Raw genomic sequence first — 16,783 nt, forward strand, 5'->3', positions numbered from 1 at the left:
CCGTCCCGCCCTCGCGGCCGTCCCGCCGGCGTTCAGTCGCGCAGGATGAGTCCGTCCGCGACGTAGAAGAGCACGACGTCGATCGACTCCAACGGGACGCCGTGCCGCGCGTGATAGGCGGCGCGGTACAGGCGGAGCTGGACCATACGCTCCTCGCGCTCGGCGGCGGTGCGCGGTGCGCGCCCCGTCTTCCAGTCGACGATCTCGATGCGGTCCCCGCGGCGGTACACGGCGTCGAGCTTGCAGATCACGACGTGCGGGCTGCCGTCGCCCAGCGCGTCCGCCATCGTGACGTCGATCTCGGTCTCGACCTCCAGCGGCTGCAGCCGAGCCCACTCGGAGGCGAGGAAGGCCTCCTGCAGGCGTCGCAGGTCGGCGTCGCTCTCCGATGTCATGCCGACGGCGTCGCCGTGGGCGAGTTCGTCGTCGTCGTGCCAGAGCACGTCGTCCGGCGACGTGCCGTCGCCGACCAGCCCTGAGCGCTGCTCCACCCAGGCATGGAACCTGGTCCCCAGCCGGGACTGACGGTAGGGCCGCTCGGGCAGCGGACGCGCGAGGGCGGGGGCATCGCCGAGGTAGTCCTTGAAGCGCGACGCCGGGATGCGCACCGGGGCGGGAGGACGCACGGGATGCTCGCGCGCGTCGCGCTCCGCGAGCAGCAGGGCGAGCTCCCGCGACGGTACGGCGGGCGGATCGGCCGCGGATGCGGCCCGCACCGCGGCGGCCGCCGCCTCGACGACCTCGCGGCGCGCCCCCAGCGGGTCGAGCGGCCACTGCAGCATCCTGCGCCTGCCCTCGAACGGGTTCTCCCCCGCATCCTCCGGCACCTCCAGCGCCGCGCCCAGGGCATCGGCGATCTCGCGGAGGAACGGGCTGGGCTTGCGCGCCGACCGGGTTCCCGACCAGCTCGACCCCGTCAACAGCAGATGATCGCGGGCGCGGGTGACCGCCACATACGCGAGTCGGCGTTCCTCCTCGAGCTGGCGGGCACGACCGGCGTCGACGAACGAGGCGAGCGCGGCGGCGAGGTCCTGCTGGGTCGGCGCCTGATCCGCCCGCCAGCGCAGCTCGGGGAGCCACTCGGCGTCACCGCGGAACTCGTAGGGCAGCACGCCGAAGCCGAGCCAGCCGCGCGTGTCCTTCGGCCGCGTGGGCAGCTCGTCCTCCACCAGGCGGACGACGGCCACGGCATCCCATTCGAGTCCCTTCGACCCGTGGATCGTGAGCAGCTGCACCACGTCGTCCTCCGGGGGCTCCGTGCGCGGCGCGAACTCGTCGAGCCGCTCGGCGTGGTCGAGCCACGCCAGAAGGCTCGGCAGCGACCCGCGCTCGTCCGTCGCGAGGAAGCCGTGCAGCTCGTCGACGAACGCGCGCAGCTGATCACTCGCCACCCGCGCGGGACCGCGGGCCTCGTTCGCGGCGAGCTCGACGTCCAGGCGCAGCTCCAGCTCGATCATGCGCACCAGTTCGGGAATCGGCAGGGCGGCCTGCCGCCGCAGCCCGGCGAAGACGGCCGCCGCGTCGCGCAGACGCTCCCGCGCCGGAGGGGTGATGTCGGCGAGCCACCCGTGATCGGGTCCGTGGCGCAGGAAGAAGTCCACCGCGTCGACGAGTGAGCCCTGCTCGTCGCCGGCGGATGCGCGCATCCGCTCGACGACCTCGGGGGCCAGCGGCTGCAGCGCCGCGTCGTGTCGCGCGATGCGGCGCGACAGCTCCGCCAGCGCCCGCAGGTCGGCGACGCCGATCCTCCACCGCGGACCGGCCAGCAGACGGATGAGCGCCGATCCGGCGCGCGGGTCGCTGATCACACGGAGCGCGGACACGACGTCCACGACCTCCGGAGTCGACAGCAGTCCCCCGAGTCCCAGGATCCGATGCGGGATGCCGCGGCGCCCGAGCGCGTCGGCGAAGTGGACCATGTGCTTCTTGCTACGGAGCAGCACCGCCCCCGTCGTGGGGCGCCCCTCGCCCTCGCGTTCGCTGCGCACCCGTGTGAACCACTCCGCAACCCGGTCGGCTTCGGCGTCGATGTCGCCGTCGAGATGCACCTCGACATGGCCCCGCTCGGCGCCGGGGCGTGGCCGCAGCGGCGCGACCGGCACCGGAACGCGCTCGGCGAGAGGGGCCAGCACGGCGCCGGCGGCGGTCAGCACGTCGACGCTGTTGCGCCAGCTGGTCATCAGCGCGTACATGCCGGCATCGTCGTCGGTGCTGAAGGCGCTCGCGAACCCGCCCAGGTTGCCGGCGCTCGCACCGCGCCAGCCGTAGATCGACTGATGCGGGTCGCCGACGGCCATCACGGCGGCATCCCGGAAGACCGCCGCCAGCAGCTGCGTCTGCACCACCGACGTGTCCTGGTACTCGTCGAGCAGGATGACGCGGTAGCGCTCGCGCAGTTCGGCCCCCACGACCGGATGCGCGTCGACGATGTCGCACGCGCCCGCCACCTGATCCGAGAAGTCGATGACACCCAGCCGGCGTTTGCGCCGCCCGTATTCGCGGGCCAGGTCGACGAGCACCTCCAGCCCACTCACCGCCGTGGCGGCCTTCGCCACATCGGCGTAGACCGTGACCCGCGCGGACGTCGACGGACGCTGCAGGACGTCCGCGAACCGGGCGGGGAAGAGGGCGAGCTCGTCGAGATCGACCCGATTGTCCGCCGCGTCGCGGGCGATGCGCAGCGCGCCGTCGACGATCGATCGCAGAGCCTCCTCGCGGCCCTCCAGGCGCACGTCGTCGGCGTCGAGGACGACGCGGCGCATCAGCAGCCACGCCGCCGACTCGCTGAGCACGGCGGCTTCGGCGTCGCGCCCGAGCCGCACGGCGTGCTCGCGGACGATCGCGTCGGCGAAGCTGTTGTAGGTGGCGACGGCGGGCCGATCGAGCAGACTGTCCGCCCCCTCGTCCGCTGAGACGGGGACCGCGCCGGATGCCGCGGCGAGCTCCGCCAGCAGATCGTGGCGCCTCCCCTCGGGCGCTCCGGAGCGTTCCAGCTCGCCGAGCGCATCCAGGCGTCCCGCGGCGTGCAGGGCGTCGAGGTGCGGGACCAGTCCCCGCCGCTCGAACTCGGCGAGCCGGTGCAGCCGGCGGTGGATGCGCTCGGCCAGCTCGCCGGCGGCCTTGCGGGTGAAGGTGAGGCCCAGCACCGCGTCGCGGGAGACGAGGCCGTTGGCGACCAGCCAGACGACGCGTCCCGCCATCGTCTCGGTCTTGCCGCTGCCCGCTCCCGCGACGACGAGAGCCGGCGCCAGGGGCGCGGCGATCACGCGCGCCTGCTCGGGTGTGGGCGGGAACTGACCGAGGGCGGCGGCGAGAGCGGCGGGGCTGACCGATGTCACGAGGCGCTCACCGCGCCGACCGTGTGGATGCGGCACAGACCGTACGAGTAGTCATCGCGGCAGTGCTCCTCGTAGGGCGCGGAGAACGCCGTGCCGCTCATGATCTCGACGGCGGCGCGCACGCGACCGAGGAAGGCGTCGCGGGCCTGGTCGTCCATGGGAGGCTGGCGCGGTTCGACGTAGTCCTTCGTCGCGGCGGTGGGCCGGAGCACGAGCAGCTTGGCGCCACCCGAGACGAGGCCCCGCGCCTCGGGGATGGCGCCGGCGTCCAGCGCGAGCTGGTAGGCGGCGAGCTGCGGGTTGTCCACGACCTTCGCGTCGGTCTGCGGCTCGCGCTTGCCGGTCTTGAGGTCCACGATCACGACCTCGTCGGCCGCCGTGCGCTCGACGCGGTCGATGTAGCCGCTGACGACGGCGCCGTGCGGACCCGGCGGGTCGAGGGCGACGGCCACCTCGAAATGCGGCTCGGCGCCGATGAGGGTGCCGCCGGCCGCATCGAAGCGTCGCAGGTAGACCGCCAATCGCCGCACGAGCTCGCGCGCCCTCGCCCGCTCGGCGCGATCGCGCCACGCCGACTCGAACTCCAGCTCGCCCCAGCGCGCGTCGACGACCGCCCACAGGGCCTCCTCGTCGCTGCCCTCGGCGTGCTCCATCGCGGCATGCACGAGCGTGCCCAGACCGGCCACTGCGCCGCCGGTGTCGGCACCGAGATCCGACAGCAGCCAGTTGAGCTGGCACTCCTCGAGCGTCTGCAGCCGCGACGGCGAGACCCGCACGTCCTCCTGTGTCACATCGCGAAGGGGCGCCGACGACGTCGAGGGGGCGATCCCGTACCACTGGTCCGGTGCCGCTCCGGGAACCCCCGCCGCGGCGAGGGCGGCGAGTTGGGAGGCCGCGTACTCCCGCGACGACGACCGATCGCCGCGGATGCCGTGCCCCCCGGCGGCGCCCTCCGTGAGCGTGCGGCGGTGCTGCGCGACGAGCCCGCGCAGCGTCAGCGGGTGTTCGGCCGACCGTGCCGCCGTCTGCCGCGGCGGCAGGAGCTCGAACAGCGCGCTGGGGCCGGTGTCGTCGTCGTCGACGGCCGTGACGACCAGCCGTCGCCGGGCGCGCGAGCAGGCCCGGGCGAACAGACGGAGCTCGTCGTGGAGGACGGTTCGGCGCCGGTCGAGGGCGCCGACGCCGACCTCGCCACGATCGCTGAGCGTCGCGCCCGCAAGACGCCAGGTCTGCAGGAGTCCCCCGCGCGCACGCAGATTGGGCCAGATCCCGTCCTGCACCCCCGCGACGACGACGGTGTCGAACTCCGCCCCGAGGGAACCGGCCGGCGTCAGGATGCTGACGGCATCCACGACGGCGCCGTCGCCGAGACGGTCCTCCGCGACGTCGGAGTCGAGCACACCGCGCAGGAAGGCCGCCGGCGAGGTGCCGTCGGCGCGCTCGCCGTGGCGCTTGGCGGCCTGGAAGAGCGCGACCACGGCGTCGAGCTCGCGCCCGGCCTGAGCCGCGAGGGGTCCGGAGCCGGACGCAGCGGCCGCCCACGTCCGCTCGACGCCGAGGCCGTCCCACCCCGACCAGAGCAGTTCGTGCGCCGTCGGACTGTCGGCGCCCCCCGTGCGCACGAGCTCCCACTGCGCGCGCACCGCCGCCAGCGTCGTCGCGATCCGCTCGGCGCGGCGGCCCTCCCGCGTGTCGAGGAGGGCGAACGCGACCGGATGGGCGAGCGCCGACACCAGGAGCTCGCCGCTGGTCGGCTCGGGCGCGTCGCTCGGATCTTCGTCGCCCGATCGGGCCGCCAGAGCGCTGTGGCGCAGCGCCGTGCGCAGCCGCCGGATCTCGATGGGATCCATGCCGCCGGCCCGCAGCGCATCGATCGCGTCGTCGAGGCTCCATCCGCTCGGATCGACGTCGGCCAGCAGGACGACGCGCAGCAGGTCCGCGACGGCGCGCGCCTGCGCGAGCGGACGCTGGCCGTTGGTGCGCGTGGGCACCTCACGGGCGGCCAGCTCCGCCTCCAGGGTCGCGACCTGCCGGCTGTCGTGCGCGATCACGGCGCACTGCGCCCAGGGCACGCCGTCGTGCACATGCCGCTCACGGAGCAGGCGGGCGATGACGTCGTGCTCCTCCGCGGTCGACCGCGCCGTCAGGGCACGGACGCTGTCGTCGTCACCCTCCACGGGGGCCGCGGCGGGCGGGCGCCGGTGCGCGACGACGCCCGCGGCGCCGATGCGCCCGGTGATGCCCGCGACGAGTCGGCGCTGCCCGGCGGTGCCGCGGTGGACCTCGGTGAGGACGTGGAGGGGCGAGCGCGCGGCGAGGCGCGCGAAGTTCTCGGGGCTGGCCCCGCGGAACGTGCCCGACCCCACATCGGGATCGCCGAACGCCAGGACCGCGATCCCCCGCGCCCGGCAAGCCTCGAGCAGCTCGACCCCGCCCAGGGTGAGCTCCTGCGCATCGTCGACGACGATCACGCGAAGCCGTTCCACCGCCGCCACGCCCGGCGCGCCCGCGGGCAGGGTGCGGACCAGTCCGAGGGCCTCCCGGACGAGGCCGGCGGCATCGCGATGCGCATGACGCATGCCGTCGCGGGCATCGAGGTACTCCTGCGCGAAGGATGCCGCGGCCCGCCACTCCGCGACATCGTCGCGCGCGCCCAGGTCGGCGAGCCGGGCCGGCGACACCCCGAGCTGCGCGCACTCGGCCAGCAGCGCGCGGACCTCGGCGCGGAACGCGCGGGTCGCGCGCACCGGCGCGGGCAGCGAGGCGGGCCAGCGGATCAGGCCCTCGCGTTCGTCGGCGGCGTCGCCGTCGAGGAGGTCGGCGATCAGCTGATCCTCGTCGGGCCCGGTGAGGAGCTGCGGGGTCTCGGCGCCGGAGTGGACGGCGTGCGCGCGAACGATCTGGTAGGCGAAGGCGACCACGGAGCGGGCGAGCGCACCTCGGGTCGGGATGCCGACGGCGAGAGCGAGCCGGTCGCGCAGAGCCGTCGCCGAGGTGCGCGACGGCGTCAGCACGACGATCTCCTCGGGCACCAGGACCGGCCCGCCGCCGTCGCCGACGCCCTGCCCGGTGACCTCATCACGCTCGCGCAGCAGCGCGGCCACGCGCGCGATCGCCGTGGACGTCTTGCCCGACCCGGGCGCGCCGACGACCACACCGGACGCCGCGGGAGGAAGGTCGATGACGGCGCGCTGCGCGGGATCCCACGTCACACCATCCATGCTCTTCACGGTAGCCGGAAGCGCCGACACAGGCGTTCGCGCACAGCGAGCGCCGTGGGGCCCGAACGGCGATCCGGGCCCCGCGGCGGTGTCGTAGAGTCGACATGCGGCCGGCGCACCGGCCCGCCCCGCATCGCCCTCGGCGGCCGGGTCACGACGAGAAGTGAGGCACAGTCACCGTGGAGATCCGCATCGGCATCGCGAACACCCCCCGAGAGCTCAGCTTCGAGTCGGCCCTGTCGGCGGAGGCCGTGACGACCACCGTCCAGAAGGCGCTCGCCTCGGACGAGTCGTTCGTCACGTTCACGGATGTCAAGGGCAACACCTACATCGTCCCCACCGCGGGCATCACCTTCATCGAGGTCGGGACCGAGGAGTCCCGCCGCGTCGGCTTCGTCGCCTGATCGCGAGTCCCCGCACCGTGGACATCCTCCTCGCCTTCATCTTCGGCGGCGCCTACGGCGGCGTGCTCCACTACCTGATGCCCGGGCGCACCTCGCGGGGTGCGGCGCTGGCGCCGGTGCTGGGCGCGTTGCTGGGCGGCCTCGTCTGGATGGTCCTGACCTGGGCGGGTCTGACGACCCTGAGCCCCTGGCTGTGGATCGTCTCGCTCGCCGTCCCCGTCATCGTCGTCCCGGCCGTGCTGGCCGTGCTGACGCGTCGGCGTGCCACCCACGACGCACGCGAACGTCTGCGCCTCAAGATCTCCTGAGCCCGGCTGCGAGCCGCTACGCGTCGAGGCCCATCGCGGCCATACGACGAGAATGCGCGCCGAGCAGGTCGGTGAACACCGGCTCGACCTTGCGTTCCTCCGCAGCGTCGAGGGTCTGCGGCCGCAGCGCGCCGCGCGCGATGAGCAGCGTGTCGCCGACGAGTCGTCGCCCCCAGAGGGCGAGCAGCGACTTCCACTGCTCGTCGGCGGCGATCGCATCCGCGAGGATGCCCGCCAGCGCCTGCCGGTCGTCGTCGGCACGCAGCACGTCTGCGACACGGCGCCCCGTCGAGCCGTAGCTCGACGACAGCGCGAGGTAGAAGTCGTCCAGCATCCCCGCGGTGATGTGCACCGACAGCATCGTCTCCAGATGCCGGGCCCCGTGGGTCGCCCGACGGAAGGCGTCGAGGGGCTCGCGGAAGGGCAGCATGAGATCGAGCGGGTCGTCGCCGCGGTCGCGGATGATCGTCAGGAGGGCGCGGTGCTTCTGCAGCGCGGCACCGGCCGCCACGGAGATCGACTCCTTCTGGGTGAGCTCCGGTGTGGGGGCGATCAGCTCGCTGAGGGTCTCGAAGTACCCGAGCTGCAGGTAGGCGGCCTGCCCGAGGAACGTGTCGACGTCGGGCGCGAGCTCCTCGAAGTCCACGCGTCGGACGTCTCCGAAGTCGCCGCGCGAACGCACGCGGAGCGTGCGCGCCACGGTGCGCTCCCGCTGCCAGGGCCAGGTCACCACGTCCCCAGCCTAGAGGTCGCGGCGCCGCTTCCGAGGGACGCGGCGCCCGCTCCGCTAGGCTGGTCTGGTCCCGGCGACGGATCGGGACCCCCGCGCCTGCGGATGAGTAGAAGGCGTGGACCTCCTCACCGGCGGCTTCTCACCGCCAGACAGGCACGTATCGTGACGACATTCGCTGAGCTCGGAATCGACCCCGACATCGTGGAGGCGCTCGCCTCCAAGGGCATCGTGGACGCCTTCCCCATCCAGGAGCAGACCATCCCCCTGGGGCTGCCCGGCCAGGACATCATCGGCCAGGCCAAGACGGGCACGGGCAAGACCTTCGGCTTCGGCATCCCGGTCGTCCAGCGCCTCGGACTCGACCCGGCTCCGGGCGTGCAGGCGCTCATCGTCGTCCCCACGCGCGAGCTCGCCGTCCAGGTCTACGAGGACATGGACATGCTCACGCAGAACCGTTCCACGAGCGTCGTCGCGATCTACGGCGGCAAGGCCTACGAGGGGCAGATCGACCAGCTGAAGGCCGGCGCGCAGATCGTCGTGGGCACCCCCGGCCGCCTCATCGACCTCAACAACCAGCGACTGCTCGACCTGTCGGGCGCGGTGGAGGTCGTGCTCGACGAGGCGGACAAGATGCTCGACCTCGGCTTCCTGGCCGACATCGAGAAGATCTTCCAGAAGGTGGCGCCGGTGCGCCACACCCAGCTGTTCTCGGCCACCATGCCGGGACCGATCGTGGCCCTCGCCCGTCGGTTCATGAGCAACCCGATCCACATCCGTGCCACCGACCCCGACGAGGGTCTGACGCAGGCGAACATCAAGCACCTCGTCTACCGGGCGCACTCGCTCGACAAGGACGAGGTCATCGCGCGCATCCTGCAGGCCGAGGGTCGCGGCAAGACCGTCGTGTTCACGCGCACCAAGCGCGCCGCCCAGAAGCTCGTCGACGAGCTGAACGACCGCGGCTTCAACGCCGGAGCCGTCCACGGCGACATGAGCCAGGAGGCGCGCGAGCGCTCGATGGCCGCCTTCAAGGCGGGCAAGAAGGACGTGCTCATCGCGACCGACGTCGCCGCGCGCGGCATCGACGTCGACGACGTGACCCACGTCATCAACCACACCATCCCGGACGACGAGAAGACCTACCTGCACCGAGCCGGCCGCACCGGCCGCGCGGGCAAGACCGGCATCGCCGTCACGTTCGTCGACTGGGACGACCTCCACAAGTGGGCGCTGATCAACCGCGCGCTCGAGTTCGGTCAGCCCGAGCCGGTCGAGACCTACTCGTCGAGTCCCCACCTCTACACCGACCTCGACATCCCCGCCGGGACCAAGGGCCGCCTCGCGAAGGCGCCGAAGACCGAGACGGTGCGCACGCAGCGCCCCGCCCCGGAGCGCGCCACGGATGCCGCGGCGGAAGGATCCGCCGAGGCCGGCACCCGCCGTCGCCGTCGGCGCCGTTCGGGATCGTCCGTGGTCGGCGCGACGTTCGCCGAGGGCGCGTCGGAGAGCACGGATGCCGCCGCCGTCCCGACCGTGAACGCCCCCCGCTCGGCCGACGGTGCCGGCACGCACGACGGCGCCGGCACGGAGCACCACGACGGCAAACCCGCGCCCGCGCGCCGCCGCCGCCGTCGGCGTGGTTCCGGGGGTGGCGCTCCCGCTACGCCCCCCGTCGCCGGAGCCTGATTCGGCCCCGCCCGGCCGCCTCCGACACCGGGTTGGATGTCGGAGGTCGCCGATAGCGTCGGGTCATGAAGGTCGTCGACGGTCACTCCTCTCCGGGTTCACCCGGCGGGGCGGATGCGCCCGACGACGATCCGTTCCCGTGTGATCCGGGGTGGACTCCTCCCGATGCCGTGGCATTGATCTGCGATGCCGACGCCATGGTCGCGGTGTTCGCCGCGGAGCGTTACCGACGGGTCGCGGCATACCGGCGGGAGGCTCTCGCGGATGCCGCCGGGCGGGGGCTCGTCGACGTGGCGGAGCGGGCGATCCGCCTGGAGCTTGCGGCAGCGTTGCGGATCACCGAGCAGGCCGCGGGGCAGCTGATCGCGCACGCGCACGTGCTCGAGACCCGCTACCCGGCGGCTCTGGACGCGCTCGCCGCGGCGCGGGTGACGCAACGGCACGTGCAGGTGCTGATCGACCTGCTCGACCCGTTGACCCCGGCCGAAAGCGACACGGTGTTGCCACGCGCGATCGAGCTGGCGGAAGCCGAGCCGGTCGGCACGTTCCGACGACGGTTACGGGCGCTGATCGATCAGGTCCGCGTGCAGACCCTCCCCGACCGTCACGAGCGCGCCCTGCAGGAGCGGCGGGTGTTCATCGAGCCCGCCGACGACGGGATGGCCTGGCTGACCGCCTACCTGCCCGCGGTCGAGGCCCACGCGATCCACGCTCGCCTCACCGCGATCGCGAAGACCGTCGGCGCCGGCGACCCCGATGCCCGCGACGATCGCACGCGGGACCAGGCACGTGCCGATGTCCTCGGCGACCTGCTGATCGACGGCACCTGCGCCGCGCACCCCGACACTGCCCGCGGGATCCGCGCCACCGTGGTCGTCACCGTTCCCGCTCTCGCGTTGCTCGACGCCGCCCTTCCCGACTGCGGGGCCGCGGTCGTCGACGGGGTCGGACCGATCCCGATTCAGCGGGCACGGGAGCTGTGCGGCGGCACGGATGGGTGGATGCGGGTGCTCACCCATCCCGACACCGGCGCCGTCCTCTCCGTCGGACGCGAACGTTACCGACCCCCACCGGCCCTCCAGCGGCTCGCCCGCTGGAGGGCAGCACGTTGCATGGCCCCCGGCTGCGGCGTCCCCGCCGAGCGGTGCGACCTCGACCACACCGTCGCGTGGGACGACGGCGGTCACACGGCACTCACCAACCTCGCGCCCCTGTGCCGCGGGCACCACACCGTGAAGCACCACGGCGGCTGGCGCGTGCGCCCGCTCACCGATACGGCCCACTCCGGCGCGCTCGAATGGACCTCGCCCACGGGCCGCCACTACACCGTCGTCCCCGAACGCAGCCTCCCCGCCTTCACACCGGGCTCTTCCGCGACCCCGGCGTCGCCGACGGGGGTCGGGGCGGGTACACCCACGTGACCATCACGACCGACACGATCATCAGCAGGAACCACGACACGAGCTTGGTGAGCGACACCGGGTGCCATCCGTCGAGCTGGTCGGGGTAGAGCCACGCCCCGGCCCAGGTCGCGATGTTCTCGGCGAGGTAGATGAACAGGGCGACGCCGGCGTAGGCCGCGAGCAGCGGCAGCCGGAGCGTCCGCCGCCAGATGCGCGCGTGCATCACCGTCGGCAGCCACAGCGCTGCGACGGCCAGCAGGAGCAGCCAGCGCAGGTCCCAGACGTAGTGGTGCGAGAAGAAGTTGACGTAGATCAGCGCCGCGACGACCGTGGTCGCCCACCGACGCGGGTAGCGCACGAAGCTGAGGTCGAAGAGGCGGTAGACCCGCACCATGTACGAGCCGACGGCCGCGTACATGAAGCCGCTGAACAGGGGCACGCCCCCGAGGCGCAGCACGCCCTCGGCGGCGTACGACCACGAGCCGACGTCCGTCTTGAACAGCTCCATCCCGGTGCCGGTGATGTGGAACAGCACGATCACCCACAGCTCGCGCCCCGTCTCGAGGCGCCCGACCAGCATCCCGATCTGGATGAGCACGGCGGCGATCGTCAGCGCATCGTTGCGGGCGAGCGCCGCATCGTCGGGCCACCACAGCCGGGCCGCGACGATGACCGCGAGAAGCGCGGCGCCGAAGACGCACGCCCACGCCTGCTTGACCACGAACACCGCCGCCTCGACGAGAAGGGCACGGATGCCGCTCTCCGGAGCACCGCGCAGCAGCCGGTGGGCCGCGGCGTCGATCCGCCGTTCGAGGGGGGTGGGTTGCTGCATCCGGAGTGCGCGACGTCAGGGGAAGACGGGGTCGCTCCCGCGGGCGGCGGCGATGATGCGCGCGACCACGTCGTCGTCGGTGGTGAACTCCCCCGGCTGGTTGGGCTTTCCCAGCCCGTGGTAGTCGCTCGATCCCGTCACGAGCAGATCGCGCCGCTGCGCGAGCTCCCGCAGTGCGCCGAGCGCCGGTTCCCGGTTCTCGCGGTGACCGAGCTCGAAGCCGGCCAGGCCGGCCGCGAGCATCCGGTCCATGAGCGGGTCGGGCAGGAGCCCGCCGCGCCCCGCGGGGTGCGCGATCACGGGGACACCACCGGCATCCACCACCGTCGCGACCGCGGTCACGGGGTCGGGGGCGTAGAGGTCGACGTAGTAGTCGCTGCCCGGATGCAGGATGCCGGCGAAGGCCTCCCCGCGGTCGCGCACGTAGCCGCGCGCGACGAGCGCATCGGCCAGGTGCGGACGCCCCACGGTGGCCCCCACGGCCGTCTGGGCGACGATGTCGTCCCAGGTCAGCTCGTAGTCGCGGCCGATACGCTCCGCCATCGTCTGCGCCCGCGTCAGGCGCGAGTGGCGGATGCGGTCGGTGAGGGCGCGCAGGCCCGGGTGCTCGGGGTCGAACAGGTAGGCCAGCACATGGATGCTGCGCCACTCGTGCCGTGCCGACAGCTCCATGCCGGGGAGGAACGTCATCCCGAGCGAGCCGGCCGCCTCGGCCGCCTCGGTCCAGCCGGAGGTCGTGTCGTGATCGGTCAGCGCCACGGTATGCAGTCCGGCGGCGTGCGCGGCGGCCATCACCCGGGCCGGCGGCTCCGTGCCGTCGGAGTGGTCCGAGTGCAGGTGGAGGTCGCTCGGCCCGCGGAAGCGGAGCGCCCGATGCTCCCCCTGCGACACGACCATGCCACGAGCGTACCGTCGGCGCGGACACGAGGCCGGGACGAGGCGGCGCGTAGCCAGAGTCGAGGCGACGGTCCGGGAACTCTCAGGGGCACTGTCGTAGAGTCCTGACGTGCTGCGCCTGTTCGGAATCCTGATCACCGTGGCCGCGGCGATCGCCGCGGCCGTCGTCACCTGGCCGCAGTTCTTCCGCCTCGAGCAGACCTTCCCGTTCGCGCAGATCGTCTCCCTGCGCGGGGTCGTCGTCATCGTCTTCGGCGTCGTCTTCGTGCTCGGGCTGCTGCTGGCCCTCGCGCGGCCGCTGCGGGCGTTCGCCGGGACGATCGCGATCATCGCCCTCGTCGCCGGCCTCGTGAACGGCGGCATCCTGCTGTCGCGGGGCCTCGGGTCGGGCACGCTCCCCGAACCCACAGACACGTCCATCCGCGTGATGACCTGGAACACCGCCGGCGCCGCGACCGACGCGCAGCTGATCGCCCAGACGGCCGTCGCGATGCGCGCCGACATCGTGGCCCTCCCTGAGACGACGATCGAGACGGGCGAGGCGGTCGCCATCGCGATGCGCGAGATGGGCTCGCCCATGTGGGCCCACCACGAGAACTACGGCGAGCGTCCCGGCTACCCCGACTGGGCCGCCAACTCGACGACGCTGCTCATCTCGCCCGCGCTCGGCGACTACGCCGTCGTCGCGTCCACCTCCGACGGCGCGACCAACACCTCCGCGGTGCCCAGCGTGGTGGCGATGCCGGTCGACGGCAGCGGGCCGACGATCGTCGCCGTGCACGCGGTCGCTCCGCGCCAGGACCGCATGGAGGACTGGCGGGGCGATCTGGAGTGGGTCGCGAACCAGTGCGCCAGCGACGACGTGATCATGGCGGGCGACTTCAATGCGACGGTCGATCACATGGCGCGACTGGGCGTCGACGGGGGCGACCTCGGACGCTGCACGGATGCCGCGGCGCAGACCGGCTCGGGCGGGGTCGGCACCTGGTCGACGGCGTGGCCCGCCCTCCTCGGCACGCCGATCGATCACATCATGGCGACCGACCGCTGGACGGCGACCGGATCGGTCGTGCTCGGCTCCCTCGACGCGAGCGGCAGCGACCACCGCCCCCTGATCGTGCAATACGACGTGCGCGACGCCACACAGCCCGCCGGCGGGTGAGCGGAGGTGCGAGACTGGAGGGCATGAGCACGAGCGAGAGCGCCACGACCGACACCGCCGTCACCTCCACCGAGAACACCAACCGCAAGCAGCCGTTCCCGCGGGGCTTCCTCGAGACGATCTCGACCGGGTGGGCGGATCGCCCCGACCTCACTCCCCCGCCGCGCGAGCAGGCGCCCTACACCGCTGCACGCCGCGCGGCCGTGTCCGCCGCGTTCCCCGGGCGCCGCCTCGTGCTGCCCGCCGGCACCTACAAGCAGCGGTCGAACGACACCGACTACCCGTTCCGCGCCCATTCGGCCTTCACGCACCTGACCGGCTGGGCGAGCGACAGCGTGCCCGAGTCGGTGCTCGTCTTCGACCCGCGGGCCGATGGCTCGGGCCACGATGTGACCCTCTATCTGCGCGAGCGCGCCGACCGCACCACCGCGGAGTTCTACGGCGATGCGACGATCGGCGAGTTCTGGATCGGGCCGCGGCCGGCGCTGGACGGCGTCGCGAGCGACCTCGGCATCGCGACCGCCCACATCGACGCGTTCGCGCCCGGGGAGGGCGACCTCGTCCTGGACGAGGACGACGAGCTGACCCGCTTCGTGTCCGAGCTGAGACTCATCAAGGACGAGTACGAGATCGCCCAGCTGCGCCTCGCGGTGGAGGTGACCGCCCGCGGATTCGACGACATCGTCGCCGACCTGCCGCGCATCATCGCCACGCCGCGCGGAGAGCGCGCCGTCGAGGGCGTGTTCCACCACCGCGCACGCGTCGACGGCAACGGCGAGGGCTACGACACGATCGCCGCGTCCGGCCCGCACGCCTGCTACCTGCACTGGACGCGCAACGACGGCGCCGTCGTGCCCGGCGATCTCATCCTCATCGACGCCGGCGTCGAGGTCGACAGCCTCTACACGGCCGACATCACGCGCACGCTTCCCGTGAACGGCACCTTCTCCCCCATCCAGCGCACGATCTACGAGACCGTCCGTGAAGCCGCCGACGCCGCCTTCGCGGCCGCCCGACCCGGCGTGAAGTTCCGCGCGGTGCACGAGGCCGCGATGCGCGTGATCGCCGCCCGCGTCGCCGAATGGGGTCTGCTTCCGGTCACCGCCGAGGAAGCCCTCGACGCCGACGCCGGTGGGCAGCACCGCCGCTACATGGTGCACGGCACGAGCCACCACCTCGGTCTCGACGTGCACGACTGCGCGCAGGCACGCCGCGAGATGTACTACGACGGCGCGCTCGAGCCGGGGATGGTGTTCACCATCGAACCGGGCCTGTACTTCCAGATCGACGACCTCACCGTTCCGGAGGAGTACCGCGGCATCGGCGTGCGCATCGAGGACGACGTCCTCATGACCGCGGACGGCCCCGTGAACCTCTCGGCCGCGATCCCGCGCACGGCGGACGAGGTCGAGGCCTGGATCGCGGGACGCGCCGTCACGAGCTGATCGCGGCATCCCGCGCCTGCGCGCGCAGCCACGGCACCACCGACGCCGCGAGGCCGGCGCCCACCTCGGCGGCCGGACGTCGGCGTCCCTTCACCTCGAAGGAGTGCCCGCCGTCGACCCACACGACCGAGGCGTCGCGGCATGTCGCGACGACCTCCTCGAACTGCGCCCGCGGCTGGATGAACGGGTCGACCGTCCCCTCGACGAACAGCTGCGGCGCCGCGACGGACGGCAGGTGCGCCGCCCGCAGCTTCTCCGGGGCGCCCGGCGGATGCAGCGGGTAGCCGAGGTAGACGAGTCCGGCGGGCGAGATCACGCCGTCGGCGGCCGCCATCGATGCCATGCGCCCGCCGTAGGACTTACCCGCCGCGAACAGCGGGACCCCGGCGACCGCCGCGCCGGCGGCGGCGACGGCCGCGGTCCACGCGGCGACGGCATGAGCGGCCGGTCCCGGCATCCGCCGCCCCGCCTGCGCATACGGGAACGCGAAGCGGAGGACGCCGACCCCCTCCGCGGCCAGCGCATCGGCGAACCCGATCAGGAACGGATGGTCCATGCCCGCGCCCGCGCCGTGAGCCAGGGCCATGACCGCCCAGGGGCTCTCCGCCGCCGACAGCGCGGTCGAGACGGTGACGACGCCCGCGGGCAGCGCGACCTCCATCACCGCTCCGCGGCGGCCGACCCCGTGTCGCGGTCCTCGTCGGAAGGGGGTGCGTCCGGCGCGGCGGCCGGACGGCCCTCGCCGTCGATGCGCTCACCGTACTGCGGCGGATCGATCCGTTCTCCATACTGGGGAGGTGCCGCCGGCCCGGGTGCGGGCGCGGCCGGCGAGGGGTGCACGGGGTGCGCCGGCGCGGGCGCGACCGTCCGGCCCACGACCTCACGCGCGCGATGGATGCTGCGTGGCAGCACGGTGACCTCGTACCGGTCGGCGAGCACCTGCGTGACGGAGGTGTAGTCGCGACGGCGGCGCACGATCGAGTAGGTGACGATGCTCATCAGCATCCCGAGGGCGATGCCGACGAGCATGACGCCGACGAAGAGCTGGATCGCGGCGTTCGGCGTGCCCAGCACGAAGATCGCGGAGAAGAGGAGACCGAGCAGGATGCCGTTGATGGCGCCCGATCGCGCGGCGGCGGCGTAGCCGAGGCGGCCGGTGACGGTCTCCACCGATCGCAGGCCATGGCCGACGATGGCGATGTCGCGCGCCGGGATGTCTGCTTCGACGAGCTGCGAGACGGCCTTCTGAGCGGCGGGATACGTCGCGTAGTCGGCGATCTTCTCGCCCTGCTCCTGGGGGATTCCGCCCAACATGCTCACCCGACCATCTTGTCATGCGCACGCTGCGCGTCGG

General features: G+C 73.1%; 13 protein-coding genes. 6 read left to right on the forward strand and 7 right to left on the reverse strand.

All coding sequences use genetic code 11. From position 1 onward, the window contains the following. Positions 1-32: 32 nt before the first annotated feature. Positions 33-3,338, reverse strand: a complete 3,306-nt coding sequence (locus AC6CQV_RS07825) for an ATP-dependent helicase (protein ID WP_498259162.1) — start codon at positions 3,336-3,338, stop codon at positions 33-35. Then, positions 3,335-6,559 carry an ATP-dependent helicase gene (locus tag AC6CQV_RS07830; protein WP_498259163.1) on the reverse strand — a complete coding sequence of 1,075 codons (3,225 nt, stop codon included), beginning with the start codon at positions 6,557-6,559 and terminating at the stop codon, positions 3,335-3,337. Before AC6CQV_RS07830 ends, AC6CQV_RS07825 begins: the two co-directional genes overlap by 4 nt. A gap of 179 nt (positions 6,560-6,738) precedes the next feature. Between AC6CQV_RS07830 and AC6CQV_RS07835 the strand changes: the two genes are divergently transcribed. After that, positions 6,739-6,963, forward strand: a complete 225-nt coding sequence (locus tag AC6CQV_RS07835) for a DUF3107 domain-containing protein (protein ID WP_060960173.1) — start codon at positions 6,739-6,741, stop codon at positions 6,961-6,963. Between the two features lie 17 nt (positions 6,964-6,980). Continuing rightward, positions 6,981-7,271 (forward strand): hypothetical protein, encoded by a 291-nt coding sequence (locus AC6CQV_RS07840; protein ID WP_101306074.1) that lies wholly within the window; start codon positions 6,981-6,983, stop codon positions 7,269-7,271. Between the two features lie 16 nt (positions 7,272-7,287). On the opposite strand, the gene AC6CQV_RS07845 is transcribed toward AC6CQV_RS07840, so the two are convergent. Beyond that, positions 7,288-8,004: a ferritin-like fold-containing protein gene (locus AC6CQV_RS07845; protein WP_101306073.1), complete on the reverse strand. Its 717-nt coding sequence runs from the start codon at positions 8,002-8,004 to the stop codon at positions 7,288-7,290. Between the two features lie 162 nt (positions 8,005-8,166). Between AC6CQV_RS07845 and AC6CQV_RS07850 the strand changes: the two genes are divergently transcribed. Together AC6CQV_RS07850 and AC6CQV_RS07855 are read left to right on the forward strand one after the other, a co-directional pair. Further along, complete coding sequence (locus AC6CQV_RS07850; protein ID WP_498259164.1) at positions 8,167-9,690, forward strand: DEAD/DEAH box helicase; 1,524 nt, start codon at positions 8,167-8,169, stop codon at positions 9,688-9,690. Between the two features lie 65 nt (positions 9,691-9,755). Then, the gene (locus AC6CQV_RS07855; protein ID WP_498259165.1) at positions 9,756-11,111 is read left to right on the forward strand and encodes an HNH endonuclease signature motif containing protein; all 1,356 of its coding nucleotides are present in this window, start codon (positions 9,756-9,758) and stop codon (positions 11,109-11,111) included. Here AC6CQV_RS07855 and AC6CQV_RS07860 read toward each other — a convergent pair. After that, positions 11,047-11,925, reverse strand: a complete 879-nt coding sequence (locus AC6CQV_RS07860) for a DUF817 domain-containing protein (protein WP_498259166.1) — start codon at positions 11,923-11,925, stop codon at positions 11,047-11,049. The two genes, AC6CQV_RS07855 and AC6CQV_RS07860, sit on opposite strands and share 65 nt — an antisense overlap. Positions 11,926-11,940: 15 nt before the next feature. Then, positions 11,941-12,822: a PHP domain-containing protein gene (locus AC6CQV_RS07865; protein WP_498259167.1), complete on the reverse strand. Its 882-nt coding sequence runs from the start codon at positions 12,820-12,822 to the stop codon at positions 11,941-11,943. Between the two features lie 109 nt (positions 12,823-12,931). Between AC6CQV_RS07865 and AC6CQV_RS07870 the strand changes: the two genes are divergently transcribed. After that, on the forward strand, positions 12,932-13,984 hold the full coding sequence (locus AC6CQV_RS07870; RefSeq protein WP_498259168.1) for an endonuclease/exonuclease/phosphatase family protein: 1,053 nt from the start codon (positions 12,932-12,934) through the stop codon (positions 13,982-13,984). Between the two features lie 23 nt (positions 13,985-14,007). Next, positions 14,008-15,429, forward strand: coding sequence for an aminopeptidase P family protein (locus tag AC6CQV_RS07875; RefSeq protein WP_498259169.1), 1,422 nt, complete (start codon positions 14,008-14,010; stop codon positions 15,427-15,429). Here AC6CQV_RS07875 and AC6CQV_RS07880 read toward each other — a convergent pair. Together AC6CQV_RS07880 and AC6CQV_RS07885 are read right to left on the reverse strand one after the other, a co-directional pair. Further along, on the reverse strand, positions 15,419-16,090 hold the full coding sequence (locus tag AC6CQV_RS07880) for an alpha/beta hydrolase family protein (RefSeq protein ID WP_498259170.1): 672 nt from the start codon (positions 16,088-16,090) through the stop codon (positions 15,419-15,421). The two genes, AC6CQV_RS07875 and AC6CQV_RS07880, sit on opposite strands and share 11 nt — an antisense overlap. After that, positions 16,090-16,743 carry a YflT domain-containing protein gene (locus AC6CQV_RS07885; RefSeq protein ID WP_232784056.1) on the reverse strand — a complete coding sequence of 218 codons (654 nt, stop codon included), beginning with the start codon at positions 16,741-16,743 and terminating at the stop codon, positions 16,090-16,092. Before AC6CQV_RS07885 ends, AC6CQV_RS07880 begins: the two co-directional genes overlap by 1 nt. Positions 16,744-16,783: the final 40 nt, after the last annotated feature.

This window comes from Microbacterium sp. EG9 (assembly GCF_059759475.1).

Bases quoted from the DNA above. Each gene is read 5' to 3' on its own strand.
- AC6CQV_RS07830 (WP_498259163.1), bottom strand. From the start codon at position 6,559: ATGGATGGTGTGACGTGGGATCCCGCGCAGCGCGCCGTCATCGACCTT.
- AC6CQV_RS07855 (WP_498259165.1), top strand. From the start codon at position 9,756: ATGAAGGTCGTCGACGGTCACTCCTCTCCGGGTTCACCCGGCGGGGCG.
- AC6CQV_RS07860 (WP_498259166.1), bottom strand. From the start codon at position 11,925: ATGCAGCAACCCACCCCCCTCGAACGGCGGATCGACGCCGCGGCCCAC.
- AC6CQV_RS07865 (WP_498259167.1), bottom strand. From the start codon at position 12,822: ATGGTCGTGTCGCAGGGGGAGCATCGGGCGCTCCGCTTCCGCGGGCCG.
- AC6CQV_RS07875 (WP_498259169.1), top strand. From the start codon at position 14,008: ATGAGCACGAGCGAGAGCGCCACGACCGACACCGCCGTCACCTCCACC.
- AC6CQV_RS07880 (WP_498259170.1), bottom strand. From the start codon at position 16,090: ATGGAGGTCGCGCTGCCCGCGGGCGTCGTCACCGTCTCGACCGCGCTG.
- AC6CQV_RS07885 (WP_232784056.1), bottom strand. From the start codon at position 16,743: ATGTTGGGCGGAATCCCCCAGGAGCAGGGCGAGAAGATCGCCGACTAC.